This is a genomic window from Hymenobacter persicinus, from assembly GCF_004167665.1.
GTDB lineage: Bacteria > Bacteroidota > Bacteroidia > Cytophagales > Hymenobacteraceae > Hymenobacter > Hymenobacter persicinus.
The window spans coordinates 1-23,371 of record NZ_SEWE01000027.1 but is presented as its reverse complement, the minus strand read 5'-3'; the positions used below and the strand labels follow the sequence as shown (position 1 = coordinate 23,371).

Here is a 23,371-nt window from a genome sequence, read left to right as displayed (position 1 = left end):
ATCCAGAATTCATAATTCAGAATTCATAATTGAACACAGTGTACGAACGAGTAGAAACGTGCCCGGTATGCGGCAAAACCGACTTCCGCAACAAGCTGGTGGTCGAGGATAAGTCGGTGAGCAAGGAAAGCTTTGCCATTGTGCAGTGCAACGCCTGCACGTTCCAGTTCACCAACCCCCGGCCCGGCGTGGCCGATATCGGGCGCTACTACGAGTCCGACGACTACGTGTCGCACAACAGCGCGGCTACGGGCGTCATCAACCAGGCTTACCGGGTCGCGCGCTTCTTTACCATGCGCCGCAAGGTGGCGTTGCTCAACAAGCTGGCCCCGCGCAAGGGCAAGCTGCTCGACTACGGCTGCGGCACGGGGCACTTTCTGGCCGCGGCCCGCACCGACGGCTGGCAGGTAAGCGGCTACGAGCCCAGTCCCCGGGCCCGGGAGGAAGCCACCCAGCGCGTGGGGCAGCCCATCGGCTCCGAGAGCCTCGTGCACTTCCAGCAAGGCTCCTTCGACGCCATTACGCTCTGGCACGTGCTCGAGCACATTCACACCCTCAACGAGACGCTCCAGCAGCTGGTAAGCCTGCTCAAGCCCGACGGCGTGCTCATCATTGCGGTGCCCAACGTGGAAAGCCTCGACGCCCAGCACTACCGCCAGGACTGGGCCGCCTACGACGTGCCTCGCCACCTCTACCACTTCAGCCCCAAAACCATGAAGCAGCTGCTCAAAAAGCACAAGCTCACGGTGCGGGAAATGCTGCCCCTGCCCCTGGATGCCTACTACGTGAGCATGCTCAGCGAGAAGCACAAGGCCGAGCGCGGCGGCGGACTGCTCACGGTGCTCAAGGCCGGCTACAAGTCGAATAAGTTTGCCCAGGAGCATGACGGGCTGTATTCGAGCGTGATTTACGTGGCTGCGGCCCAACGCTAAGCTGCCGTGGCCGCGCCTGCCTTGCCCTTGCTGCTGCTGCTGGTCGGAATGCGGCTGGCGGCGCACAGGGTAGGGGAGGGGCTTACGCCCAGAGAGTCATCCCGTTGGGTTTTGGCCGCCCCGGTGCCTTCCCGGCCCCTATACCAGCGCGGCACCCCCGCCGTTTGGTTGCCGGATACGGCCAAGGCCACCGCTGCCCGGCCCGACACGGTGCAGGTGCAGCCGGCGGCCGGGGCCCTGACGCCCGACGAAGACGAGAAACTAACCCGGAAATCGGCGCTTCACATTGTGGGCGCCATTGCCGTTCTTACCCTGACCACTTTGCTGCTCTACAATGTCCGCTCGCGCTAATCTGCTGTTTTTGCTTTCCGCCGGGGCCGGCCTGAGCGGCTGCGCGACCATCAGCTCGCCCCAGGGCGGCCCGCGCGACCTGACGCCGCCCAAGCTGGTGAGCACCTCCCCGGCCAACGGGGCTCGCAACGTGAAGCAGCAGTCGGTGCGGCTCGAGTTTTCGGAGCCCGTTCAGCTCAAGGACCTCAGCAAAAACCTGCTCGTGGCCCCGCTGCTCACCGACAACAAGTACCAGATTCGGGAGGAGCGCTCCGCCTTTACCCTGCTTTTCGAGAAGCCCTTCGAGCCCAACACCACCTACTCGTTCAACTTTCGCGACGCCGTGGTCGACATTACGGAAAGCAACAAGGCTTCCCGGGTGAGCTTGGCCTTCAGCACCGGCGCCCGCCTCGATTCGGGTTCGGTGAAGGGCACGGCCATCATGCGGCTCACTAACCAGCCCGCCAGCGAAGTGTCGGTGGTGCTCTACCCCGAGGCCGACACGCTCAACGTGCGCCGGGGCAAGCCCTACTACTTGGTCCAAACCGATAAAGCCGGCGCCTACGCCCTGCAAAATGTCAAGACCGGCCGCTACCGCATCTACGCCCTGGCCGATAAAAACCAGAACGGCCGATACGACGAAGGGGAGCAGATTGGCTACCTGCCCGAACTGGTGACCGTGCGCCCCGTCCTGGACTCGGTGAACTTCGTGCTCGTGCGCCCCGATGCCCGCCGGGCTCTGATAACCGGACAGCAAGGCACGTTCAACCAATTTAAGGTTAGCCTCAACGAAGGCGTGCAGCAGGCCGTGCTGACGCCTTTCGCCCCCGCTACTCCCGCGGCCGTGGCCACGCTCAACAACGGCGTCACCATCACCGACAAGGGCCGGACCATCCTGCTCTCGCGCACGCCAGCTCTTACGGAAGGTCGCTACGTGCTGGCCGCCACCGACAGCGTGGGCAATACCGGCCGCGACACCATCAACGTGCGCTTTCCGGGCAATGCCCCGAGCCGGCGCCCGGCGGCCTACAACGTGGAAGGCAGCCCCCGGGCCGTGTACCGGCAGGGGCTGGTAAAATACCAGTTCACTGACCCGCTGCAGCCCCTGACGCCGGGCAAAACCGTGGGCACGCTGGTGGAAGACTCGCTCACGCGTCGGCCGCTGCGGACGCCCCAGGAAGCCACGCTCAGCCCCGACCGGACGGTGCTCACCGTGGTGCTCAACACCCGGGCCCGGAAAACGGTGACGCTGAACCTGGACAGCACGGCGGTAGTATCGGCGACCGGGCAGCGCCTGGGGCTGAAACCGCTGCGGATGGCCGTCACGGAAGAGTCGCCGTTTGGCAGCCTGGCCGGCACCATCCAAACCAAGTACAAGCGCTACCAGCTTCAGCTCGTCGATGCCAGCTACCAGCCCGTGGCCGTGCTCGACAGCCCCAAGGGCACCTTCCGCTTCGACAACCTGATTCCGGGCACCTACCGCATCCGGGTGCTGATTGACGCCGACGGCAACGGTACCTGGCGGGGCGGCGACCCTAAGCTGCTCGTGCTGCCCGAGCCCGTGTACGTGGCGCCCCAGACGGTGCAGGTGCGCGCCAACTGGGAAGTAAGCGACATCAAAGTAGCCTTCTAGCTTTTCTCGCGGCCTCGGGGCCGACTCTTTGCCGTCCAGCGGCCTTCGGTAGCTCCGGGGGCCGCTGGTCTGTTTAGGGCCCTTGCCGACGACAGCAGGTCTGTTAACACCCAGTGCGGGCAGGCTAGGTCGCGCCAGCTGTCGGTTGAGGTTGGCCCGCTAGTTACGGCGGGGTTCAGTAGCGCCGGCGGCCTTCCACGGCTCTGGCACCAACACTGGAGCAAAGGGCGTCATTTGGTCCGACATCAGCCGTCGGGTTCCCAGCCCCAAAAGATGTCCACAATGGGGGGCTTATGCCTCAGGGAGCTAGCGTATTTTCCCCACTTTTTCCACAGCTTTTTCCACGGGCTTAGCGGCGCCGGGCGTAATCTGTGGATAACAATGGGGAAACCTGGGGACAACCCGTGGACAAATAGCGGATAAGTTTTTTTGGCGCTTTCCCCTCCCTAGCAGCCCAGCTTATCCACCCAGCCGATGTGGACAGCAGTGGAAAACTTTCCCTCAAAAACGGGCTAATCCACACCGCGCAAAACCTGTGGATTGGGGATTCGTGGATAACGCTGTGGATTGGGGATAATCGAAATAATAGCTTGATAAACAATTGTTTAGTATCAACACCCCCTGTTGATAGACGGTGCATAAACCGGGACTTGTACACAAGTTTTCAGCCCTGTTTATAACTCCGGCGCCTTATCCACTTTTGCACAGCCCTAACGAGTGGGGATTAAAAAATTCTTTTAAATAAAATCTTTTAAAAAGTTATTAACCGTGTGGATAAACGAGCCGGCCGCCAAAAAATGAAAAGTGGGCGGTTCACGTTTTCCCGGCGGCCTCGGCCAGGCCGAAGCCGCCGTCGGCGCTGGGCCGCTGGCTCAGAAGTTGGGGCGGCTTGCGGGGCTGGGGCGGGAGTTGGGGAGCTACTGGAAGCGCTGGAGCCGAACAAGCAGGGCCGGAACGGCTCGAGGGTGCTCAAATGGACCTCAAGGGTCTGAAAATCACTATATAAACGTGCCGAGTTATCCACTTATCCACAAGCGTGGGCGTGGATAAGCGCCGAAACCGACCCCAAACCGTTCGGGCAGCGTATACAGGCCACTCCCCTGCCCCATGCCCCCGTTCGACTACACCCTGGATTTTCATCAGACTGACTTTCGCCGCCATCCGGAGCTGTACCGCGTGGGCAAGGGCGAGCAGGGCGTGCTGCTGGTCGAGCCCTACAAGTCGGAGATTCTGCCCCACTGGCGGTTTCGCACCCCGGATATTGCCCGCGAGTCGTCGGAGTTGATTTACGCGCAGTTTCTAGCTTACCTCGACGCCCAGGATTTTGTGGGCGCCGACATGGCCCGCAAGTTCCTGCAGATGGGCTTTACGCGGGCCCGGCGCTACGCCAACCACCGCGGCGGCAAGAAGTACGATGGGCCCGTGCCCGACGACAAGAAGGGGCAGAGCGGGGCCCACGGCCGAGCCGAGCTGCCCCGCACGCCCGAAGACCCCGAAAAGGCGGCCGCAGCGGCCATCTTTAAGCGCAAATGGGACGAGGCCCAGCACCACCCCGAGTACGTCCGGCAGATGGCCAATTTCAAGGCCCGCTACGGCAAGTAGATTCCCGAACCCCTACCTTTAACTCCGAAACCTCAACCCCAGGCTATGCAAACCTCCCAACCACAACCTACCAGTACCGAAGAAAACGAAATCGTTCTTGGCGTCGGCATGGGCCCGCTGAAGTTCGGCACCTCCCAGGACGAGGTCCGCGCCCTGATGGGCGAGCCCGAAGAAATTGAAGAGTCGGAAGACGACGACGAGTTTGAGCACCAGGCCTGGAACTACCTAGAGGAAGGCTACTCTCTGTACTTCGACCGCGAAGACGACTACCGCCTGAGCTGCATCGAAACCGACCACCCCGGCCTGCGCATCTTCGGCGAGCCGATTCACGGCAAGAGCGTGCAGCAAATCCAGGAGCTGATGAGCCGCCACGGCCTGAGCTCGACGGAAATGGAGAAGATGGAAGAAGGTGCCGTGCGCCTGTCCTACGAAAAGGAAATGATTGACCTTTACTTTGACGAAGATCAACTGCAGTTCGTCAATTTCGGCGTCTTCATCAACGACGACCTCGAAGTGCAGTGGCCCGCCTAAATCCGAGTTATCCACAAAAACGGCGCTTTTAGCTGTGGATAAGTGGGTAAAAGGCTTACAATCCGCCGGTTTGGTGGATAACTTTTGGGCTTCGGCTCAAAAAATTGGCAATGAGTAACCGGCTGACCAACCGCGGTTTACTAAAAAAGCCGGCTCCCTTGGGGGCCGGCTTTTTTGTGTCATTCCAAGAAGCGCTACCGTTACATAAAGGCCCGGAAGAGCAGGAACAGCCCGCCGGCCAGCGTCATCGTGACGGGCAGGGTGAGCACCCAGGCCAGGGCAATGTTGCGCACCATCTGGGGGTTCAGGTTCTTGATGCCGCGGTTGGCCACCATGGAGCCTGCAATGGCCGACGACAGCACGTGGGTTGTGCTGGTGGGCAGGCCGGCGAAGGTGGAAACCCCAATCATAGTAGCGGCTACCAGCTCCGAGGAAGCACCCTGGGCGTACGTCAGGTGCTCCTTGCCGATCCGCTCCCCGATGGTTTTCACGATGCGCTTCCAGCCCACCATCGTGCCGATACCCAGCGAGAGGGCCACCATCAGCGAAACCTGCCACGGGGCGTAGTCGGTGAAGGTGCGCATCTGGGTGATGCTGCTTTCAAACAGCTTACGGTCGGCGGTGCTCAAGGGCACCTTTTCGCTGGCCGTAAGTTTTTTCGAACGGTTGTGCAGCAGCAGAATGGCCTTGCGAATCTCGAAGCGCGCCTGCTCAGGCAGCTGCTTAACGTCGGTTCTACCGGCAAAAATCTGGTCCAGAGCGTTGGTCTGGGTGCGAATGTCGGCCAGCAGCTTCTGGTCAGCCTCGCCCAGGCCGGTGGCATTCACCTTGTTCATCACCAGCTCCACGTTGGCCAGCGAGTCGCGCATGTCCAGGGGGTTGAGCTTCTGGTTGAGGGCAAAGTGCACGGGCACGATGCCAATCAGAATCAGCATAATCAGGCCCACGCCCTTCTGCCCGTCGTTGGAGCCGTGGAAGAAGCTCACCAGCGTGCAGGTGGCAATCAGGATCAGGCGAATCCAAAGGGGCGGGGGCTTGCGCTTGTGGGGCTCCTTGAAGATGCCCTTGTTGGCCACGAAGCGCTTGAGCAGGAACATCAGAATGATGGTGAGCGAGAAGCCGAAGATGGGGCTGATCAGCAGGGCCGCCATGGTTTCGCCGGCCTTGCCCCAGTTCACGGCGGCGTTATTCGACTCGGGTAGCAGGGAGTAGGCAATGCCAACACCCAGAATGGACCCGATCAGGGCGTGCGAAGAAGAGGAGGGCAGGCCGTAGTACCAGGTGCCCACGTTCCAGATGATGGCCGCCACAATCAGGGAGCCGACCATGGCAATGCCGTGGTAGACGTTTTGATCCACGAGACTTTCGACGGGCAGCAGGTACACGATGCCCATGGCCACGGCAATGCCGCCGGTGAGCACGCCGATGAAGTTCCAGAAGCCCGACCAGACCACGGCCACCCAGGGCCGCAGGGCATTGGTGTAAATGACGGTAGCCACGGCGTTGGCCGTGTCGTGGAAACCGTTGACGAATTCGAAGGCACAGGCCGCAACTAGACACAAAATCAGTAGCAGCAGCACATGAGGCTCTAAGCCAAACATAAGGGGGGAATTAATGAGAAATCGGTTTTCATGACTCCAAAGGTACTGTGGCCCTTAGGCGGGGCAAGATTATGAAATTGTTACGCCAAATAGCGACAAGCCCGGATTTGCTTGCGCTTAACGCAGGAATCAAACCGGGGTTGGACCCGGCGGTAAAACCCTGAGCGTAAAGCCCCGGGGCGCCGCCGCCACCGGCTATATCCGCAATTGGCAGCCGGGTCAGTGCCAAACCCTGCCGGCTTGTGCTACTTTTGTCCATGTACCGAAACGTAAAGGCATTCTTTGCTTTCGACGACTGACTACTTCCCTCGTACGCATATGAGCAACGCCCCGCAGAAAACGGCCGCCACTACCACCGAAGGCACGTTGGCCGACATCGTCTCGCACGCCAAAGAATACGGCTTCGTGTTTCCGTCCTCCGAAATCTATGATGGCCTGGCTGCCGTCTACGACTACGGCCCCAACGGCGTGGAGCTCAAAAACAACCTCAAGCAGCTCTGGTGGAAGGCCATGACCCAGCTCAATCAGAACGTGGTGGGCATCGACGCGGCCATCTTCATGCACCCGCTGACCTGGAAAGCCTCCGGCCACGTTGACGGCTTCTCCGACCCGATGATTGACAACCTCGACAGCAAGAAGCGCTACCGCGCCGACGTGCTGCTCGAAGACAAGGCTGCCGAATACGAAAAGAACGGCGAAATAGCCCGGGCCGAAACCCTGCTGGCCGAAATGGGCCGCCTGCTCACGGCCGAGGACCTGGCCGGCGTCAAGCAGCTCATCATCGACGAGCAGATCCTGTGCCCGGTGAGCAAGACCGGCAACTGGACCGACGTGCGCCAGTTCAACCTGATGTTCTCAACCCAGGTGGGCGCCGTGGCCGACGACTCCAGCAAGATCTACCTGCGCCCCGAAACGGCCCAGGGCATCTTCGTCAACTTTTTGAACGTGCAGAAGTCGGCCCGGCAGAAGGTGCCCTTCGGCATTGCCCAGATCGGCAAGGCCTTCCGTAACGAGATTGTGGCCCGCCAGTTCATCTTCCGCATGCGGGAGTTTGAGCAGATGGAAATGCAGTTCTTCGTGCGCCCCGGCACCGAGGGCGAGTGGTACAACGTGTGGAAGGAAACCCGCCGCCGCTGGCACGAGGCCCTGGGTCTGCCCGCCGACAAGCTCCGCTTCCACGACCACGACAAGCTGGCCCACTACGCCAAGGCCGCCGTCGACATCGAGTTTGAATTTCCCTTCGGCTTCAAGGAAATCGAGGGCATCCACTCCCGCTCCGACTTCGACTTGACCCAGCACCAGACCCTGAGCCGCAAAAAGCAGAACTACTTCGACAACGACGTCAATCCCGAAACCGGCAAGCCCTACGGCAACTACGTGCCCTACGTGGTGGAAACCTCGGTGGGCGCCGACCGGCTGTTCCTGGCCACCCTCTGCCAGGCCTTCCAGGAAGAAACCATCGTCGAGGGCGAAGGGGAAGAGCAGAAAACCAAGACCCGCAAGCTGCTGCGCCTGCACCCGGCCGTGGCCCCGGTGAAAGCCGCCATCTTCCCGCTGGTGAAAAAGGATGGTCTGCCCGAGAAGGCCAACGAAATCTACAACTCCCTGCGCCACGACTTCCGCCTGGTAGTCGAGGAAAAGGACTCTATCGGCACGCGCTACACCCGCCAGGACCTCATCGGCACGCCGTTCTGCATTGCCGTCGACCACCAGACCCTGGAAGACAACACCGTGACGGTGCGCCACCGCGACTCCCGGGAGCAGACCCGCATGGCCATTGCCGACCTGCGCAGCTACATCGGGGAGGCCGTGAGCTTCTCCCGCATTTTCGAGAAGCTGTAAGCTTTACCAGCTTGCTTAAAACCAAAAGCGGCCCCGGAAATATTCCGGGGCCGCTTTTTTTCGGGGTGGGTGGTGGAAATCGGGGTGGGTGAAGCTTAGCTGCCGCTCAGCCAGGCCGAAGCCTCGCGGCGGGAAGTGAAGTAGTTGAACTCAATCTGGTCGGAGCCGAGCGTGGCGCCGATGCTGGGCAGGTAGGAGCCAATCTGGTACTGGTACTGGCCCTCGGTGAGCACCGCAGCAATGAAGATGGGGTGGGGCAACTCGGCGGGCAGCGCCCGGGCCAGGGGCTCGAGCACCCACTCGTCGGTATCGTCGACGGATGGGGCATTGCGCTTGAGGTCGAGCAGGAGCTTGCCCACGTTCTGACGCAGCATCTCTTCGAGGGCCACCTGGTACGCCTGTCCGAAGGAAACCGTCAGTTGGCTGGCGCTGTAGCTCAGGTGCAGCATGTCGGTGCCCGGGGCGTAGGTAACCGAGGCGTCAGGATTTTGGTAGAGAGTCATGCCAGAGTAGCCAAAATGGGGACGTCGATTCTGACTCTACAGCCGGCGTCGGAACGGATGAGCAAAGTACGGCTTGTACGGGAAAGTTAGTATCTAAAGTTTTCTATATTCATAAGCAATTCAGGCAGTTAGTAAACATTAGGAGCAGAGTTAAAGTTTTTCCTCTCTAAAGCCAAGCGGCCAGCTCCGCTCCTGCCAGCGGTTCATTGCGTACCTTTGCTGCATTTTAGCAGCCTAATGTGGAGTAAACTCGCGCTTTTCGTTATTAAAAACCGCCGACTGCTCATCGGGCTGCTGGCCGTTATTACGGTTTTTATGGCCTGGGAGGCCCGCAAGGTCGAAATGACCTACGACTTTGCCCAGGTCGTGAGCCCCGACGACCCGGACATGGTCTACTTCCAGCGGTTTAAAAAGACCTTTGGGGAGGACGGCAACGTGCTGGTGCTGGGTATGCAGGACAGCAGCATCTACCGGCTCGGCAACTTCAACGAGCTGCGCACCCTGACCGACACGCTGGCCAAGGTGCCGGGCGTGAGCGGGGTGCTGTCGGTGACCAAGCTGCCCAAGCTGGCCAAGGACACAGCCACCCAGAGCTTCAGCGCGGCGCCCATCTTCCGCAATTTTCCCCAAACCCAGGCCGAACTCGACTCCCTGATGCGGGTGGTCAACCAGCAGGAATTCTATAAGGGTCAGCTCATTAGCCCGCGGACCGGGGCCACGCTGCTGGCCCTGACCATGGACCCGAAGTACCTGAACTCCTCGAAGCGCCAAGCCGTGATGGACCAGATTCTGGGCCACGCCGAGCAGTTCACCAAGAAAACCGGCATCCGCCTGCACTACGCCGGCCTGCCCTACGTGCGCTCCACGATGACCTCGAAGGTGGCCGGGGAAATGAAGTTCTTCGTGATGCTCACGGTGCTGATGATGGCGGCCACGCTGTTCATGTTTTTCCGCACCTGGGCCGCCGTGGTCTTCCCGATTCTGGTGGTGCTGGTGGTCGTGGTCTGGTGCGTGGGCTCCATGGTGCTCATGGGCTTTAAGATTAACCTGCTCACGGGCCTGATTCCGAGTATTCTCATCGTCATCGGCATTCCCAACTGCACTTACCTGCTCAGCCGCTACCACTACGACTACCGCAAATCCGGCAACCAGATGCTGGCCATGACGCGCGTAATCCGCAAAATCGGGCTCGTCACGCTGATGAACAACACCACGACGGCCATCGGCTTTTTCGTGTTCTGCTTCACCAACATCACCATTCTCTACCAGTTCGGGCTGGTGGCCACCATCAACATTTTCGTGGCCTTCATCATCTCGTTTATCCTGATTCCGGCGGTGTTCACCTACCTGCCCCCGCCCACGCCCAAGCAGCTCGAGCACCTCGAAGCCAAGCCCCTGACCAAGCTGCTCGAGTTTTTCGACCACCTAGTGCTGGAGCGCCGCGGCTCGGTCTACATCGTGGCCGTGGCCCTGGCGGCGGTGTCGGTGCTGGGTATCCGGCGCATCGAGTCGGTGTCGTACATGGTCGATGACTTGCCCAAGGACAGCTCCGTCAACAGTGACCTGAAGTTCTTTGAGCAGCATTTTAACGGCGTGATGCCCCTGGAAATCGTCATCGACACGGGCAAGAAGCAGGGTATCATGAAGCTCAAGAACCTGGAGAAAATTGACCGGTTCGAGAAGTTTCTGCGCACCCAGCCCGTGCTGACCACGCCGGTGAGCATCGTCACGTTCCTGAAGGCCTCCACCCAGACTTTCTACAACGACAACCCCGACTACTACCGCCTGCCCGACAATTCGGAGAAAAACTTCATTCTGAGCTACCTGAGCCACTCCCGAGGCAAAGCCGAGGCGCTGCCGGCCACCGGCAAGGCGCCGGCCGGCGGGGTGATGGTCGACAAGCTCATTCGCTCCTTCACCGACTCCACCGGCCAGCGGGCCCGGATATCGCTGAAGATTGCCGATATCGGTAGCCACAACCTCGACACGCTGATCCACAACAAGATCGAGCCCCAGATCAAGGAAATTTTCAACGGCACGGGCATGACCGTGAAGCTCACCGGGACCACCATTCTCTTCACCAAGGGCAATGAGTACCTGATCAACATGCTCAAGGAAAGCCTGATCATTGCCTTCGTGCTGGTGGGCCTGGTCGTGCTGATTCTGTTCCGCAGCATCCGGGCCGTGTTCTTTACCCTGCTGCCCAACTTCGTCACCCTGCTGCTCACCGGCGGCCTGATGGGCTTTTTCGGGATTCCGCTCAAGCCCAGCACGGCCCTGATTTTCAGCATTGCCCTGGGCATCGACGGCGACAACAGTATCCACTTGCTGGCCAAGTTCCGCCAGGAAATGGCCGTGAACGGGCAGCGGGTGCGGGCCGCCATCAGCACCACGCTCTCGGAGGCCGGCACCAGCATGATTTACACCAGCATTGTGCTGTTTCTGGGCTTTTCGGTGTTCGCCTTCTCGGAGTTCGGCGGTACCAAGGCCCTGGGCCTGCTCATGTCGGCGAGCCTGCTGATTACCAACTTCTCCAACCTGATTCTGCTGCCCTGCCTGCTCGTCACCTTCGAGCACGGCAAGGACGAAACCATTGACCCCACGCTGCTGCGCCACTACGACGACTCCTACCACGAGGAAGACGACGACGTGGAGCTCAACCTGGACCGCATCAAAGTACAGCCCAAGCTGAACGGCTAAAGCTCAATTTACCCGTCATGCTGAGCAGAGCGCAGCATCTCGCGTGCTGACACAGGATTACAAATCTGACGTCAGCACGCGAGATTCCTCGGCTTCGCTCGGAATGACGTTCTGATACAACCGCCCCCCAACAATGAACTACCCCGAATTCAAGCAGCCGCTCAACTATGGTCAGGTCGGCACCGATATCCTGGCCTGGTGGAAGCAGAACGGCATCTTTGAGAAGAGCGTGAGTACCCGCGAGGGGCAGCCCACGTTCGTGTTTTACGAGGGCCCGCCCTCGGCCAACGGCGCCCCCGGCATCCACCACGTGATGGCGCGCACCGTGAAAGACATCTTCTGCCGCTACCAGACCCTGCTGGGCAAGCAGGTGCCCCGCAAGGGCGGCTGGGACACCCACGGCCTGCCCATCGAGCTGCAGGTAGAGAAGGAGCTGGGCATCACCAAGGAGGATATCGGCAAGAAAATCAGCATCGAGGACTACAACCAGCGCTGCCGGGAAACCGTCATGCGCTTCAAGGCCCAGTGGGACGACCTGACCGAGAAAATGGGCTACTGGGTCGACCTCGACGACCCCTACATCACCTTCGAGCCCGAGTACATCGAAAGCTGCTGGGCCCTGCTCAAAAAGCTCTACGACAAGGGCTATCTGTACAAGGGCTACACCATCCAGCCCTACTCCCCGGCCGCCGGCACGGGCCTCAGCTCCCACGAGCTCAACCAGCCCGGCACCTACCGCGACGTGAAGGATACGACCGTGGTAGCCCAGTTCCGGGTGAAGCGCGACGAGAAGTCGGAGCCGCTGTTTGCCAATATGACCCTGGACGAGGTGCCCCTGGCCCAGCTCTACGGCGACGATAACGCCCAGCCCGAGGTGTTCATCCTGGCCTGGACGACTACGCCCTGGACCCTGCCCGCCAATACCGGCCTGGCCGTGGGCCCGAAGATTCCCTACGTGCTGGTGCGCACCTTCAACCCCTACACCTACGCGCCCATCCGGGTGGTGCTGGCCGAGGCCTTGGTGAGCCGCTACTTCGCCGAGAAGGGCAAGGACGCCTCATTCGAAGACTTCAAGCCCGGCGACAAAGTGCTGCCCTGGCGCGTGGAAGCCAATTTCAAAGGCTCCGACCTGGTCGGCATCAACTACGAGCGGTTATTCGGCCAGGACAAAGGATTCCCGGCGTTTGAAGGGCAGGAGCGGGCCTTCCGCGTCATCCCCGGCGACTTCGTGACCACCGAGGACGGTACCGGCATCGTGCACATCTCGCCCACCTTCGGTGCCGACGACTTCCGCGTGGCCCAGCTGGCCGGCGTGCCCGCCCTGATGGTGGCCGACGACGAAGGCAAGCTCGGCCCCATCGTGGACCGCACCGGCCGCTATGTCAAGCAAATGGGCGAATTTGGTGGCCGCTGGGTGAAAAACTACGACGGCCACGACGAGTCCGGTGCCGACTACAAAACCCTCGACGAGAGCATCGTCATCCGCATGAAGGGCGACGGCACGGCCTTCAAGGTGGAGAAGTACGAGCACACCTATCCGCACTGCTGGCGCACCGACAAGCCCGTGCTCTACTACCCGCTCGACTCCTGGTTTATCAAGACCACGGCGGTGAAGGACCGACTCATCGAGCTCAACAAGACCATCAACTGGCAGCCCGCCAGCACCGGCTCCGGACGCTTCGGCAACTGGCTGGAAAACCTGGTGGACTGGAACCTGAGCCGTTCCCGCTACTGGGGCACGCCTCTGCCCATCTGGCGCACCCAGGACGGCTCGGAGGAAATCTGCATCGGCTCCATCGACCAGCTCAAGGCGGAAATTGACAAGGCCGTGGCGGCCGAAGTCATGACCCACAACCCCTACGCCAACGGCGAAAAGGTGGACCTGCACCGCCCCTACGTGGACGACATCTTCCTGGTGAGCCCCAGCGGGGAGCCCATGTACCGGGAGCCCGACCTCATCGACGTGTGGTTCGACTCCGGCGCCATGCCCTACGCCCAGTGGCACTACCCGCTGGAAAACGAGGAGAAATTCCAGAAGAATTTCCCCGCCGACTTCATTGCCGAAGGCGTGGACCAGACCCGCGGCTGGTTCTTCACCCTGCACGCGCTGGCCGTGATGCTGGAGGATTCGGTGGCCTACAAAAACGTGATGGCCAACGGTCTGGTGCTCGACAAGAACGGCAACAAGATGAGCAAGCGCCTCGGCAACGCCATCGACCCGTTCACGACCATCAGCCAGTTCGGCCCCGACGCCACCCGCTGGTACATGATTGCCAACGCCCAGCCCTGGGACAACCTCAAGTTCGACCTCAACGGCATCACCGAGGTGCAGCGCCGCTTCTTCGGCACGCTGTTCAATACCTACTCGTTCTACGCCCTCTACGCCAACCTCGACGGCTTCCAGGCCTCCGAAACCGGCCGCGTGCCCCACGCCGAGCTCAGCGAGCTGGACCGCTGGATCCTGAGCAAGCTCCAGTCCTTGGTGCTCGAAGCGCGCGGCTACTACGATGGCTACGACCCGACCAAAGCGGCCCGGGCCATCCAGGATTTCGTGACGGACCAGCTCTCCAACTGGCACGTGCGCCTCTCGCGCCGCCGCTTCTGGAAGGGCGAGCTGACTACCGACAAGCGCGCGGCCTACGAAACCCTGCAGGAATGCCTGAGCACGGTGGCCCAGCTGATGGCGCCCATCGCTCCGTTCTTCGCCGAATGGCTCTACAAGAACCTCACCGACGGCCTGCGGGCGGCGGGCGTGGCCGAGAATAGCCTGTTTGCCCCCGAATCCGTCCATCTGACGCTCCTGGTGCAGGCCGACGAGGCTCGCATCGACAAGGCCCTGGAAGAGCGCATGGAGCTGGCCCAGCGGATTTCTTCGCTCACCCACTCGTTGCGCAAGAAGTCGGTGCTGAAGGTGCGCCAGCCCCTGCAGCGCATCCTGGTGCCGGTGCTCAACGACACGACCCGGGAACAGGTCGGCAAGGTGGAAGACCTGATCTGCGCCGAGGTGAACGTGAAGCACGTGGAGTTCCTCGACGACACCAGCGGGGTGCTGGTCAAGTCGGTGAAGCCCAACTTCAAGCGCCTGGGCCAGCAGTACGGTCCGAAGCTGAAGGTAGTCGGGGCCCGCATTCAGCAGATGACGGCCGAAGAAATCAGCACCCTGGAAAAAACCGGCCAGCTGACCGTCGACGTCGAGGGCGAAACCTACACCCTGGCTCCCGACGACGTGGAAATCCGCACCGATGATTTGCCCGGCTGGCTCGTCGCCACCGACGGCCCGCTCACCGTGGCCCTCGACGTGACCCTGACCGACGAGCTGCGCCAGGAAGGTGTGGCCCGGGAGCTGGTCAACCGCCTGCAGAACCTGCGCAAGGACAGCGGCCTGGAAGTCCAGGACAAAATCCGAGTGGTGCTGGGCGCCCAGCCCGAGCTGGAAGCGGCCGTGCAGAGCTTCGGCAGCTACATCCGGGAGGAAATTCAGGCCCTGGCCCTCGATTTCGCGCCCGAAATCAGCGGCGGCGCGGTGCTTGAATTCGACGACTACTCGGTGCCTGTGCAGCTGCAAGTCGCAAACAACTGAGTCTGAGGTGCCAACCGGCTTTGTAAAAAGGCTGGTTGGCACACCGGCGCACAAAGCGTTTTCCCGGCTCCCGAATCCGGCCCAAAAGGGCACAAAACGCCCGAAAAAAACATACCGACGCGCGCGCAGTCCGTTTGGGCCGCGGCGTTGGGAAGTCTAAAATTCTGCGTCCCTTTGTGCCAGGAGAGGGGAGAGGTTCCGAGGCTGACAACGCGTCAGGCCCGAAGTCTCACTTCTCCTTGTTCACCTCTCCTTTTCCTAGAAATGAAGTACTGGAAATACTACCTCGTCGCGCTGCTGGTCATCGCCGTCGACCAACTCTCGAAGTGGGGCGTGCACACCTACATGAGCCGCTACGAGGAAATTCACCTGATTGGCGACTGGTTTAAGCTTCATTACACGCTCAATCCGGGCATGGCTTTCGGCGTGGAGCTGCCGCCGCCCTACGGCAAGATTTTGCTGACCAGCTTCCGCCTGGTGGCCATGGTGGGCGGTATCTACTACATTCACAAGCTGTGGAAGGAGCGGGCCAATACCGGCTTTATTCTCTGCGTGGCCCTGATTCTGGGCGGGGCCGTGGGCAACCTGATTGACTCGATTTTCTACGGCATCATCTACAACAACGCCCCGCTCGATGCGCCCACGCCCTGGTTTCACGGTCAGGTTATCGATATGCTGTACCTGGACCTCTACGAAGGCATTCTGCCCGCCAGTTGGCCTCTGATTGGCGGTACCCACCTCTCGCTGTGGCCCATCTTCAACATTGCTGACTCGGCCATCTTCATCGGCGTGGTGCTGATTCTGCTCAACCAGAACCGCTTTTTCAGCCACGAAAACGCCCACCCACTGGCTGCCGACGACCAAGCTGCCGCCGAAGCCCGCCACGACGCGGAAACCTCGGAAATAGCGTCTTAAAAGCTGAATTTTCTCAGGCCAAACGGCCGGCTGAAGCATTTCAGCTGGCCGATTGCGTTAGGTCCGAACGGTGTAGAGACGCATAGTTGCGTCGCCCGTTGAACGACAATCGTTGTGGTGGCACCGACGATGAGACGCAACTATGCGTCTCTACAAGCCCTATCTTTACCGGAGCCCTCCTCCAATCTACGTCCCGTGCCCGACCCGATTCTTTCCGTTTCCAACCTCACGATTGACTTCCAGTCGCACCGCGGCAACGTGCGGGCCGTGAATGACGTGTCTTTCGACCTGCACCGCGGCGAAACTTTGGCCATCGTGGGTGAATCGGGCTCCGGTAAATCGGTGACTTCACTGGCGCTGATGGGTCTGATTCCAATGCCCCCGGGCCAGCTGGTGAGCGGCACAGCCCGGTTTCAGTCGGAAGCCTTGGGTGCCGTCGATTTGCTCCAGCTGACCGACAAGCAACTGCAAAAAGTGCGCGGCAACGACATCGGGATGATTTTCCAGGAGCCCATGACCTCCCTAAACCCGGTGTATACCTGCGGCAGCCAGGTGGTGGAAGCCCTGCGCCTGCACACCAATCTGAGCCAGAAAGAGGCTGAGGCGCGCACCTTGGAGCTGTTTACCATGGCCCAGCTGCCCCGGCCCGAGAAAATCCTCAAAGCCTACCCCCACGAAATCAGCGGGGGCCAGAAGCAGCGCGTGATGATTGCCATGGCCATGGCCTGCAACCCGGCCATCCTGATTGCCGACGAACCCACCACTGCCCTCGACGTGACCGTGCAGGCCCGCATGCTCCGGCTTATCGACGAGCTGCGCCGCCAGCACGACACGGCCGTGCTCTTCATCACCCACGACTTGGGCGTGGTGGCCGAAATTGCCGACCGGATCCTGGTCATGTATCGGGGGCGGGTGGTGGAGCAGGGCCCGGTGCTCGATATTTTCACCAATCCCCAGCACCCCTACACCAAGGGTTTACTGGCCTGCCGCCCCAAGCTTTCGGTGGGCAAAAAGTGGCTGCCCGTGGTGGCCGACTTCATGGCCGAGGACGCGGCCGGCAATCTGATTGAGAAAATTGTCCATCCCGCGCCCGAAAGCTCCGCTTTGGCCGTAACTGCTAGCTCTGATAACATTTCCCTCCAAACCACCAAAACGTTCCCCGTGGAACAAAATGAGGCCGTTTTGGCCGGGGAAACCAACGTCGCCGCCGCCTCGCCGGCCAGGAGCGGGGCAGTTGCGCCGCAGGGAAATTCGGCCGCCACGCTGCTGGAAGTCTCCGACCTGAACGTGCACTTTCCCATCCGCAAGGGGTTCTTCAATTGCCACCCCGAATTCGTGCGGGCCGTCGACGGCGTGAGCTTCGACATCTTTCCCGGCGAAACCGTGGGGCTGGTGGGCGAGTCGGGCTGCGGCAAAACCACCCTGGGCCGGGCTCTGCTGCGGCTGGTGGAACCAACGGCGGGCCGGATTCTGTTCGAAGGCACGGATCTGGCGGCGTTGCCCGCCGGGGAGCTGCGCAAACGGCGTAAGGATTTCCAGATGGTGTTTCAGGACCCGTATGCGGCCCTCAACCCCATGCTGACCGTGGGCGAGGCCATTCTGGAGCCGATGCGCGTGCACCGCGTGGGCGGCACCAAAACCCAGCAGAAAGCCCGGGTCCTGGAGCTGCTGCAGACCGTGGGTTTGAAGGAAGAGCACTACCTGCGCTACCCACACGAGTTTTCGGGTGGGCAGCGCCAGCGTATCTGCATTGCTCGGGCCTTAGCTTTGCAGCCCAAGTGCATCATCTGCGACGAATCCGTGTCAGCCCTCGACGTGTCGGTGCAGGCGCAGGTGCTGAATCTGCTCAACCAGCTTAAGCGCGACCTGGGCATCACCTACCTGTTCATCACCCACGATTTGTCGGTGGCCCGCTTTATGTCGGACCGACTGCTGGTCATGCGGCAGGGGCAGATTGTGGAAAGTGGCCCCGCGGCCGAGGTCTACGCCAACCCCCGGCACGAGTACACCCGCCAGCTGCTGGCCGCCATTCCCAAAGACGAGCCCGCCGATATCCGGGCCGCCGTGGCCAGCCGGGCCTAGCAACAAAGGCAGCGGGAGGGAAGCCGCCTGATATCCGGCGTAACCCAACCGTAGCGCCATTTTTGCCGCCTGAAATAGTTATTCGCCGATATATTCCGTATCATCTTCCTAAGGCCTGGCTCAACCGGGTCTTAGTACATTCACTTCGGCAAGCCTGCCAACACCGGCTTGCTTCCTTTAACCCACGCCGCCTGCGAAAAAGACAACCACTGGCGGCCCTCATTTTCTGATGAAAGAAAAAGACGATTCCGCTGCCCCCCGCGCCTCCCGCGCGAAGGCACCCCGCGGTGAGCAAGCCGCTCCCGCCCAGATTACCAAAGACCTCGTGTTTCGCGTCTTCCGCGACAACCCCGGCAAAGTCTTCGCCTACCGCCAGCTTTCCCGCCGTCTCGGCGTGACCACCAAGGAGCAGCGCGAGGACGTGTTTGCCCACCTCAAGGCCCTCAAGAACTCCGGCCAGCTCACGCTACTCCAGAACGATGACTACCGCCTCACCGATGCCGGGGCCGCCTTCTCGGCTACCATGCCCGCCAGCAGCCGCCAGCCGCGCAATCCGGACAACATTCCGGTGCCCGCCCGCCGCAGCGGCCGGCCCATCGAAACCGAGTTTGGCCAAGACCCGCTGGTGCACCGTCGCCGCGGCGCTGGCTTCGACTTCCCCGACGCCGACGAGCCCGAGGTAGCCCGCCGCCCCGCCGCCCGCGAAACCGGTGACACTATCATTGGCACCGTGTCCTTGGCCACCAGCAATTTTGCCTTCATCATCTCCGAGGAAAGCGAAACCGATGTGCGCGTGTTTACCGACCGGCTTAAGTTTGCCATGCACGGCGACACGGTGCGCCTGCGCCTGCGCGGCTCCCGCGACGGCCGCCCCGTCGGCGACGTGGTGGAAGTCATCAAGCGGGTGCGCCCCGAAGTGGTGGGCCGCCTACAGATCCAGGGCGGCATCGGCTTCGTGAAGCCCGACAACCGCAAGCTCTACTTCGACGTGTTCGTACCCTACGAAAACCTGAAGGGTGCCAACAACGGCGAGAAGGTGCTGGTCCGCATCACTGAGTTTCCCGAAGACCCACACCGTTCTCCCACGGGAGAAGTGGTGCGCAGCTTCGGGCAGGCCGGCGGCAACGAGGCCGAAATCAACGCCATCATGGCCGAGTTCGACCTGCCGTTTGAGTTCTCGCCCGAAGTGGAGGCCGAGTCGGAATCCATGTCTGAGGTAATTCCGGCGGCCGAAATCAAGCGCCGCCGCGACTTCCGCAACATCACCACCTTCACCATCGACCCGGCCGACGCTAAGGACTTCGACGATGCGCTCAGCATCCGGCAGCTGGAAAACGGCCACTGGGAAATCGGCGTCCACATTGCCGACGTGACCCACTACGTGCGGCCCGGCACCGAGCTGGAGCGCGAGGCCAAGCACCGCGCCACGTCGGTTTACCTCGTCGACCGCGTGATTCCGATGCTGCCCGAGCGCCTCTCCAACGGCCTCTGCTCCCTGCGGCCCAACGAGGACAAGCTCACCTTCTCGGCCGTGTTTGAGCTCGACGAGAAGGGCAAGCTCTACGATTCGTGGTTCGGCAAAACCATCATTCACTCCGACCGCCGCTTCTCCTACGAGGAGGCCCAGGAGCGCATCGAGAACGGCTTCGGCGACTACGCCGACGAAATCGTGCTGATGAACAGCATTGCCAAAAAGCTCTGCTCGGCCCGCTTCAAGGCCGGGGCCATCAGCTTCGAAACCCAGGAAGTGAAGTTCCGCCTCGACGAGAACGGCAAGCCCCTGGGCGTGTACGTGAAGGAGCGCAAGGACGCCCACAAGATGATTGAGGAGTTTATGCTGCTGGCCAACCGCAAGGTGGCCGAGTTTGTCTTCAAGCTCAAAAGCCGTAAGCCCCGCATGACCATGGTGTACCGGGTGCACGAAGCTCCGGACCCGGACCGCCTCGAGAACTTTGCCGTTTTCGCCCAGAAGTTTGGCCACACCCTGGACCTGACCAACCCCAAAAAGCTCAGCACCGAGCTCAACGACCTCTCCACCGAAGTCATTGGCAAGCCCGAGCAGAACGTGATTCAGACCCTGGCCGTGCGCACCATGTCCAAGGCCATCTACACCACCGAGCCCATGGGGCACTTTGGTCTGGCTTTCGAACACTATTCGCACTTTACCTCGCCCATCCGCCGGTATCCGGACATGATGGCCCACCGCCTGCTCGAGCACTACCTCGAAGGCGGCGGCAACGTGGAAGTGGCGCCGGTGGAGGAGGAGTGCAAGCACTCCTCGGGCCGGGAGAAAGTAGCCGCCTCGGCCGAGCGGGCCAGCATCAAATACAAGCAGGTCGAGTTCATGTCGGAGGTGATTGGCGAGACCTTCACCGGCGTGGTGTCGGGCCTGACGGAGCGCGGTCTGTACGTCGAAATCGAGGAGAACAAGTGCGAAGGCATGATTCGCCTCAGCGACATTCCCGGCGACACCTTCGAGCTCGACAAGGACAACTACCGCATCGTGGGCCGCGGCTCCAAGCGCATCATCCAGTTCGGCGACGAGCTGCAGGTGATTGTGAAAGCCGCCAACCTGCTCGACCGCACTATCGACTTCGAGCTGGTCGACAACCGGCCCGACCACGTGAAGCAGCGCGAGCTGCAGGAGCGCCGCGAAAACAGCCGCCCCCGCGGCTACCGCCCCGAGCAGAGCCGCGGCGGCCGGCCCGGCGGGAAGAGTGGCAAAGGCGGTAAAAGCAGTGGCGGCGGTGGCCGTCGGCGCTAAGCCCTAGCCCATCAAACTATAGAAAGCCCCGACGTGAACCCACGCCGGGGCTTTCTGCTTTCCGAAGGATTGCGGGCAAGTCGGGGCAACTGCCTCGCACAAAACCGGCGTCCCGCGGTTTCCTCCGTACCTTTCCATCTGAACCGTACCCGCTCCTCCGTGGACCTTTCTTACTTCTCTGACAAACTCACCGCCGGCCTGACGCAGCTGCACTACGGCGACCAGCCCACCGCCCTCTACGAGCCCATCCGCTACATCATGGACCTGGGCGGCAAACGGATCCGGCCCCTGCTCACCCTGCTCGGTGCCCACGCCTTCACCGACGACCTCGCCCCCGTGCTGAAGCCCGCCCTGGGCGTGGAGGTGTTCCACAACTTCACCCTGCTCCACGACGACATCATGGACCAGGCCCCGCTGCGCCGGGGCCAGCCCACGGTGCACGAGAAGTGGAATGCCAACGTGGCCATCCTCAGCGGCGACGTGATGCTGGTGCGGGCCTACGAGCTGTTTTTCGACATCCGGCCCGAGCTGCTGCCCACCATCCTGCGCCGCTTCTCGCAGACGGCCGCCGAAGTCTGCGAGGGCCAGCAGTGGGACATGAACTTCGAAACCGAAACTACGGTCAGCATCGCCCAGTACCTCGACATGATCCGGCTCAAGACGGCCGTGCTGCTGGGCTTTGCTCTGGAGCTGGGCGCCCGGCTCGGCGGGGCCTCGGCCGAAGATGCCGACCACCTGCGCCAGTTCGGCACCGATATCGGTCTGGCCTTCCAGCTCCGCGACGACCTGCTCGACGTCTACGGCGACGCGGCCACCTTCGGCAAGCGCGTCGGCGGCGACATTGTGAGTGACAAGAAAACCTTCCTGCTGCTCACCGCCCAGGCCCAGGCCAACGACGCCCAGCGTGCCACCCTGGCCCGCTACATCGGTCAGCCCGTCGCGGAGGCGGAGGCAAAAGTCCAGGCCGTACGAGCCATCTACGACGAGCTCAGCATCCGGCCCCAGACCGAGGTGCTCATCAACGACTACTTCCAGGACGCCCTGCACCACCTCGAGCGGGTGGGGGCACCTGCCGCCCGCAAGGAGCCGCTGCGGCAACTGGCCCTGCAACTGATGGAGCGGGAAAGCTAGGCCCGGTTTTTACGTCGTTTTAGCCCCGCTGCTGCATCTTCGGCCTTAAGCGGCGCCGTTACCGCTTTCCTGCGCTGTCGGTTCAGCAGAGACCTCCAAAACTCTTTCTTTTTCTCTTCTTCCCCGCACATGCTCACTCTCGACGCCACGCTGGTGCTGCTGGCCCTCACGGCCTGTATTTCGATGTACGCCTGGTCCAACCACGAACTGATGGAAAGCTGGATCATGCGGCCCTACGTGGTGCGCCGGCACAACGAGTGGTACCGCCTGCTTACCTCCGGCTTCCTGCACGCCAACTGGCCCCACCTTATCTTCAACATGTTTGCCTTCTACTCCTTCGGGAAAGCCGTGCAAAACATCTTCGTGGGCCTGGGCGGCGTCACGACTGGCCTGCTGCAGTTTCTGGCCCTGTACCTGGGCGGCATTATCGTTTCGGACCTGCCGACTTACTTCCGCCACCGCAACGACCCGGACTACCGCAGCCTCGGCGCCTCGGGCGGGGTGGCCGCCGTTATCTTCGCCGGTATCATGTTTAATCCGGTTGCGCCCAAGGGCCAAGGCATTATCATCTTCCCGATTCCCTTTCCCATCCAGCCCTTCATCTTCGGCTTTCTCTACCTAGCGTATTCCTACTATCAGGGCCGCCGCTCCGGCGACAACATCAATCACGATGCCCACTTCTACGGGGCTCTCTACGGTGTCGTGCTGGCGCTGCTATTCTACCCCGCAGTGGCTGGCCATTTCTGGCGGCAAATCCAACTTTATCTATTTTAAGATGTTGATTATCAATTAATTGTGATGTAAAAAAGCCTGCAATTATATCTATATTCCCGCGTCGTGCGTAAAGAGCGGCATACTCCCTTTTCCACTCTTCTACACCTGACTCGCCATGAACAAGCTCGTTTCCTTCACCAACCGCCTGCCCCTGGCCGCCCTGCTGCTGACGCTGACCGTAGCCATGTCTTCCTGCAGCCGCTACAACGCCAACGGCAGCCTCGCCACCTGGGGCTACGTCCTGCTGGCCCTCGATATCCTGGCCATGCTTGACGTATTTCGTCAGCCCTGGTCTATTGGCAAAAAACTGCTGTGGGCTGCCATCATCTTTATTTTCCCCCTCGGTGGCCTGATCATCTACTACCTGTTTGCCGGCCGCGGCAAAGCCAGCGTGTAGATTAGGCTCCCGCAGCCAAACAAGAAGGCCCGACGCTCCCCAGCGTCGGGCCTT

At 61.3% G+C, this 23,371-nt stretch carries 16 protein-coding genes; 14 read left to right on the top strand and 2 right to left on the bottom strand.

Features of this window, described 5'->3' with window-relative positions:
* The first annotated feature begins 38 nt into the window (after nucleotides 1–38).
* The 5 genes from EWM57_RS13230 (at nucleotide 39) to EWM57_RS13210 (ending at nucleotide 5,028) form a co-directional block, all read left to right on the top strand.
* Nucleotides 39–932 carry a class I SAM-dependent methyltransferase gene (locus EWM57_RS13230; RefSeq protein WP_129921629.1) on the top strand — a complete coding sequence of 298 codons (894 nt, stop codon included), beginning with the start codon at nucleotides 39–41 and terminating at the stop codon, nucleotides 930–932.
* A 111-nt stretch (nucleotides 933–1,043) separates the two neighbouring features.
* Entirely contained in the window at nucleotides 1,044–1,283 is a 240-nt protein-coding gene (locus tag EWM57_RS13225; protein ID WP_129921628.1) for a hypothetical protein, read from the top strand.
* Nucleotides 1,267–2,895 (top strand): Ig-like domain-containing domain, encoded by a 1,629-nt coding sequence (locus EWM57_RS13220; RefSeq protein WP_129921627.1) that lies wholly within the window; start codon nucleotides 1,267–1,269, stop codon nucleotides 2,893–2,895. Before EWM57_RS13225 ends, EWM57_RS13220 begins: the two co-directional genes overlap by 17 nt.
* Before the next feature lie 1,107 nt (nucleotides 2,896–4,002).
* A complete protein-coding gene (locus EWM57_RS13215; protein ID WP_165370511.1) occupies nucleotides 4,003–4,497 on the top strand; it encodes a DUF4385 domain-containing protein in 495 nt (164 codons plus the stop codon).
* A 45-nt stretch (nucleotides 4,498–4,542) separates the two neighbouring features.
* Nucleotides 4,543–5,028, top strand: a complete 486-nt coding sequence (locus tag EWM57_RS13210; RefSeq protein ID WP_129921626.1) for a hypothetical protein — start codon at nucleotides 4,543–4,545, stop codon at nucleotides 5,026–5,028.
* A 200-nt stretch (nucleotides 5,029–5,228) separates the two neighbouring features.
* Here EWM57_RS13210 and EWM57_RS13205 read toward each other — a convergent pair whose 3' ends face one another.
* Nucleotides 5,229–6,629 carry an inorganic phosphate transporter gene (locus tag EWM57_RS13205; RefSeq protein ID WP_129921625.1) on the bottom strand — a complete coding sequence of 467 codons (1,401 nt, stop codon included), beginning with the start codon at nucleotides 6,627–6,629 and terminating at the stop codon, nucleotides 5,229–5,231.
* Nucleotides 6,630–6,947: 318 nt separating this feature from the next.
* On the opposite strand from EWM57_RS13205, the gene EWM57_RS13200 reads away from it, so the two are divergent.
* Nucleotides 6,948–8,471, top strand: coding sequence for a glycine--tRNA ligase (locus EWM57_RS13200; RefSeq protein ID WP_129921624.1), 1,524 nt, complete (start codon nucleotides 6,948–6,950; stop codon nucleotides 8,469–8,471).
* A 95-nt stretch (nucleotides 8,472–8,566) separates the two neighbouring features.
* On the opposite strand, the gene EWM57_RS13195 is transcribed toward EWM57_RS13200, so the two are convergent.
* Complete coding sequence (locus tag EWM57_RS13195) at nucleotides 8,567–8,974, bottom strand: hypothetical protein (RefSeq protein ID WP_129921623.1); 408 nt, start codon at nucleotides 8,972–8,974, stop codon at nucleotides 8,567–8,569.
* Nucleotides 8,975–9,211: 237 nt separating this feature from the next.
* On the opposite strand from EWM57_RS13195, the gene EWM57_RS13190 reads away from it, so the two are divergent.
* The 8 genes from EWM57_RS13190 to EWM57_RS13155 all read left to right on the top strand — a co-directional run bounded on the left by EWM57_RS13190 (nucleotide 9,212) and on the right by EWM57_RS13155 (nucleotide 23,317).
* Nucleotides 9,212–11,674 carry an efflux RND transporter permease subunit gene (locus EWM57_RS13190; protein ID WP_129921622.1) on the top strand — a complete coding sequence of 821 codons (2,463 nt, stop codon included), beginning with the start codon at nucleotides 9,212–9,214 and terminating at the stop codon, nucleotides 11,672–11,674.
* 133 nt (nucleotides 11,675–11,807) lie between these two features.
* Nucleotides 11,808–15,254: an isoleucine--tRNA ligase gene (gene ileS, locus EWM57_RS13185; protein ID WP_129921621.1), complete on the top strand. Its 3,447-nt coding sequence runs from the start codon at nucleotides 11,808–11,810 to the stop codon at nucleotides 15,252–15,254.
* Between the two features lie 264 nt (nucleotides 15,255–15,518).
* Nucleotides 15,519–16,169, top strand: coding sequence for a lipoprotein signal peptidase (locus tag EWM57_RS13180; RefSeq protein ID WP_129921620.1), 651 nt, complete (start codon nucleotides 15,519–15,521; stop codon nucleotides 16,167–16,169).
* Between the two features lie 195 nt (nucleotides 16,170–16,364).
* The gene (locus EWM57_RS13175; RefSeq protein ID WP_242510059.1) at nucleotides 16,365–18,251 is read left to right on the top strand and encodes an ABC transporter ATP-binding protein; all 1,887 of its coding nucleotides are present in this window, start codon (nucleotides 16,365–16,367) and stop codon (nucleotides 18,249–18,251) included.
* A gap of 229 nt (nucleotides 18,252–18,480) precedes the next feature.
* Nucleotides 18,481–21,015: a ribonuclease R gene (gene rnr, locus EWM57_RS13170; RefSeq protein WP_129921618.1), complete on the top strand. Its 2,535-nt coding sequence runs from the start codon at nucleotides 18,481–18,483 to the stop codon at nucleotides 21,013–21,015.
* Nucleotides 21,016–21,174: 159 nt separating this feature from the next.
* Complete coding sequence (locus EWM57_RS13165; protein WP_129921617.1) at nucleotides 21,175–22,146, top strand: polyprenyl synthetase family protein; 972 nt, start codon at nucleotides 21,175–21,177, stop codon at nucleotides 22,144–22,146.
* Nucleotides 22,147–22,275: 129 nt separating this feature from the next.
* A complete protein-coding gene (locus EWM57_RS13160; RefSeq protein ID WP_129921616.1) occupies nucleotides 22,276–22,920 on the top strand; it encodes a rhomboid family intramembrane serine protease in 645 nt (214 codons plus the stop codon).
* A 115-nt stretch (nucleotides 22,921–23,035) separates the two neighbouring features.
* Nucleotides 23,036–23,317: a PLD nuclease N-terminal domain-containing protein gene (locus tag EWM57_RS13155; RefSeq protein ID WP_129921615.1), complete on the top strand. Its 282-nt coding sequence runs from the start codon at nucleotides 23,036–23,038 to the stop codon at nucleotides 23,315–23,317.
* The last annotated feature ends 54 nt before the right edge of the window (nucleotides 23,318–23,371 follow it).

Coding starts and splice junctions, on each gene's coding strand:
- EWM57_RS13195 (WP_129921623.1), bottom strand. CDS start 8,974: ATGACTCTCTACCAAAATCCTGACGCCTCGGTTACCTACGCCCCGGGC.
- rnr (WP_129921618.1), top strand. CDS start 18,481: ATGAAAGAAAAAGACGATTCCGCTGCCCCCCGCGCCTCCCGCGCGAAG.
- EWM57_RS13155 (WP_129921615.1), top strand. CDS start 23,036: ATGAACAAGCTCGTTTCCTTCACCAACCGCCTGCCCCTGGCCGCCCTG.
- EWM57_RS13215 (WP_165370511.1), top strand. CDS start 4,003: ATGCCCCCGTTCGACTACACCCTGGATTTTCATCAGACTGACTTTCGC.
- EWM57_RS13160 (WP_129921616.1), top strand. CDS start 22,276: ATGCTCACTCTCGACGCCACGCTGGTGCTGCTGGCCCTCACGGCCTGT.
- EWM57_RS13200 (WP_129921624.1), top strand. CDS start 6,948: ATGAGCAACGCCCCGCAGAAAACGGCCGCCACTACCACCGAAGGCACG.
- ileS (WP_129921621.1), top strand. CDS start 11,808: ATGAACTACCCCGAATTCAAGCAGCCGCTCAACTATGGTCAGGTCGGC.
- EWM57_RS13205 (WP_129921625.1), bottom strand. CDS start 6,629: ATGTTTGGCTTAGAGCCTCATGTGCTGCTGCTACTGATTTTGTGTCTA.
- EWM57_RS13220 (WP_129921627.1), top strand. CDS start 1,267: ATGTCCGCTCGCGCTAATCTGCTGTTTTTGCTTTCCGCCGGGGCCGGC.
- EWM57_RS13190 (WP_129921622.1), top strand. CDS start 9,212: ATGTGGAGTAAACTCGCGCTTTTCGTTATTAAAAACCGCCGACTGCTC.
- EWM57_RS13210 (WP_129921626.1), top strand. CDS start 4,543: ATGCAAACCTCCCAACCACAACCTACCAGTACCGAAGAAAACGAAATC.
- EWM57_RS13180 (WP_129921620.1), top strand. CDS start 15,519: ATGAAGTACTGGAAATACTACCTCGTCGCGCTGCTGGTCATCGCCGTC.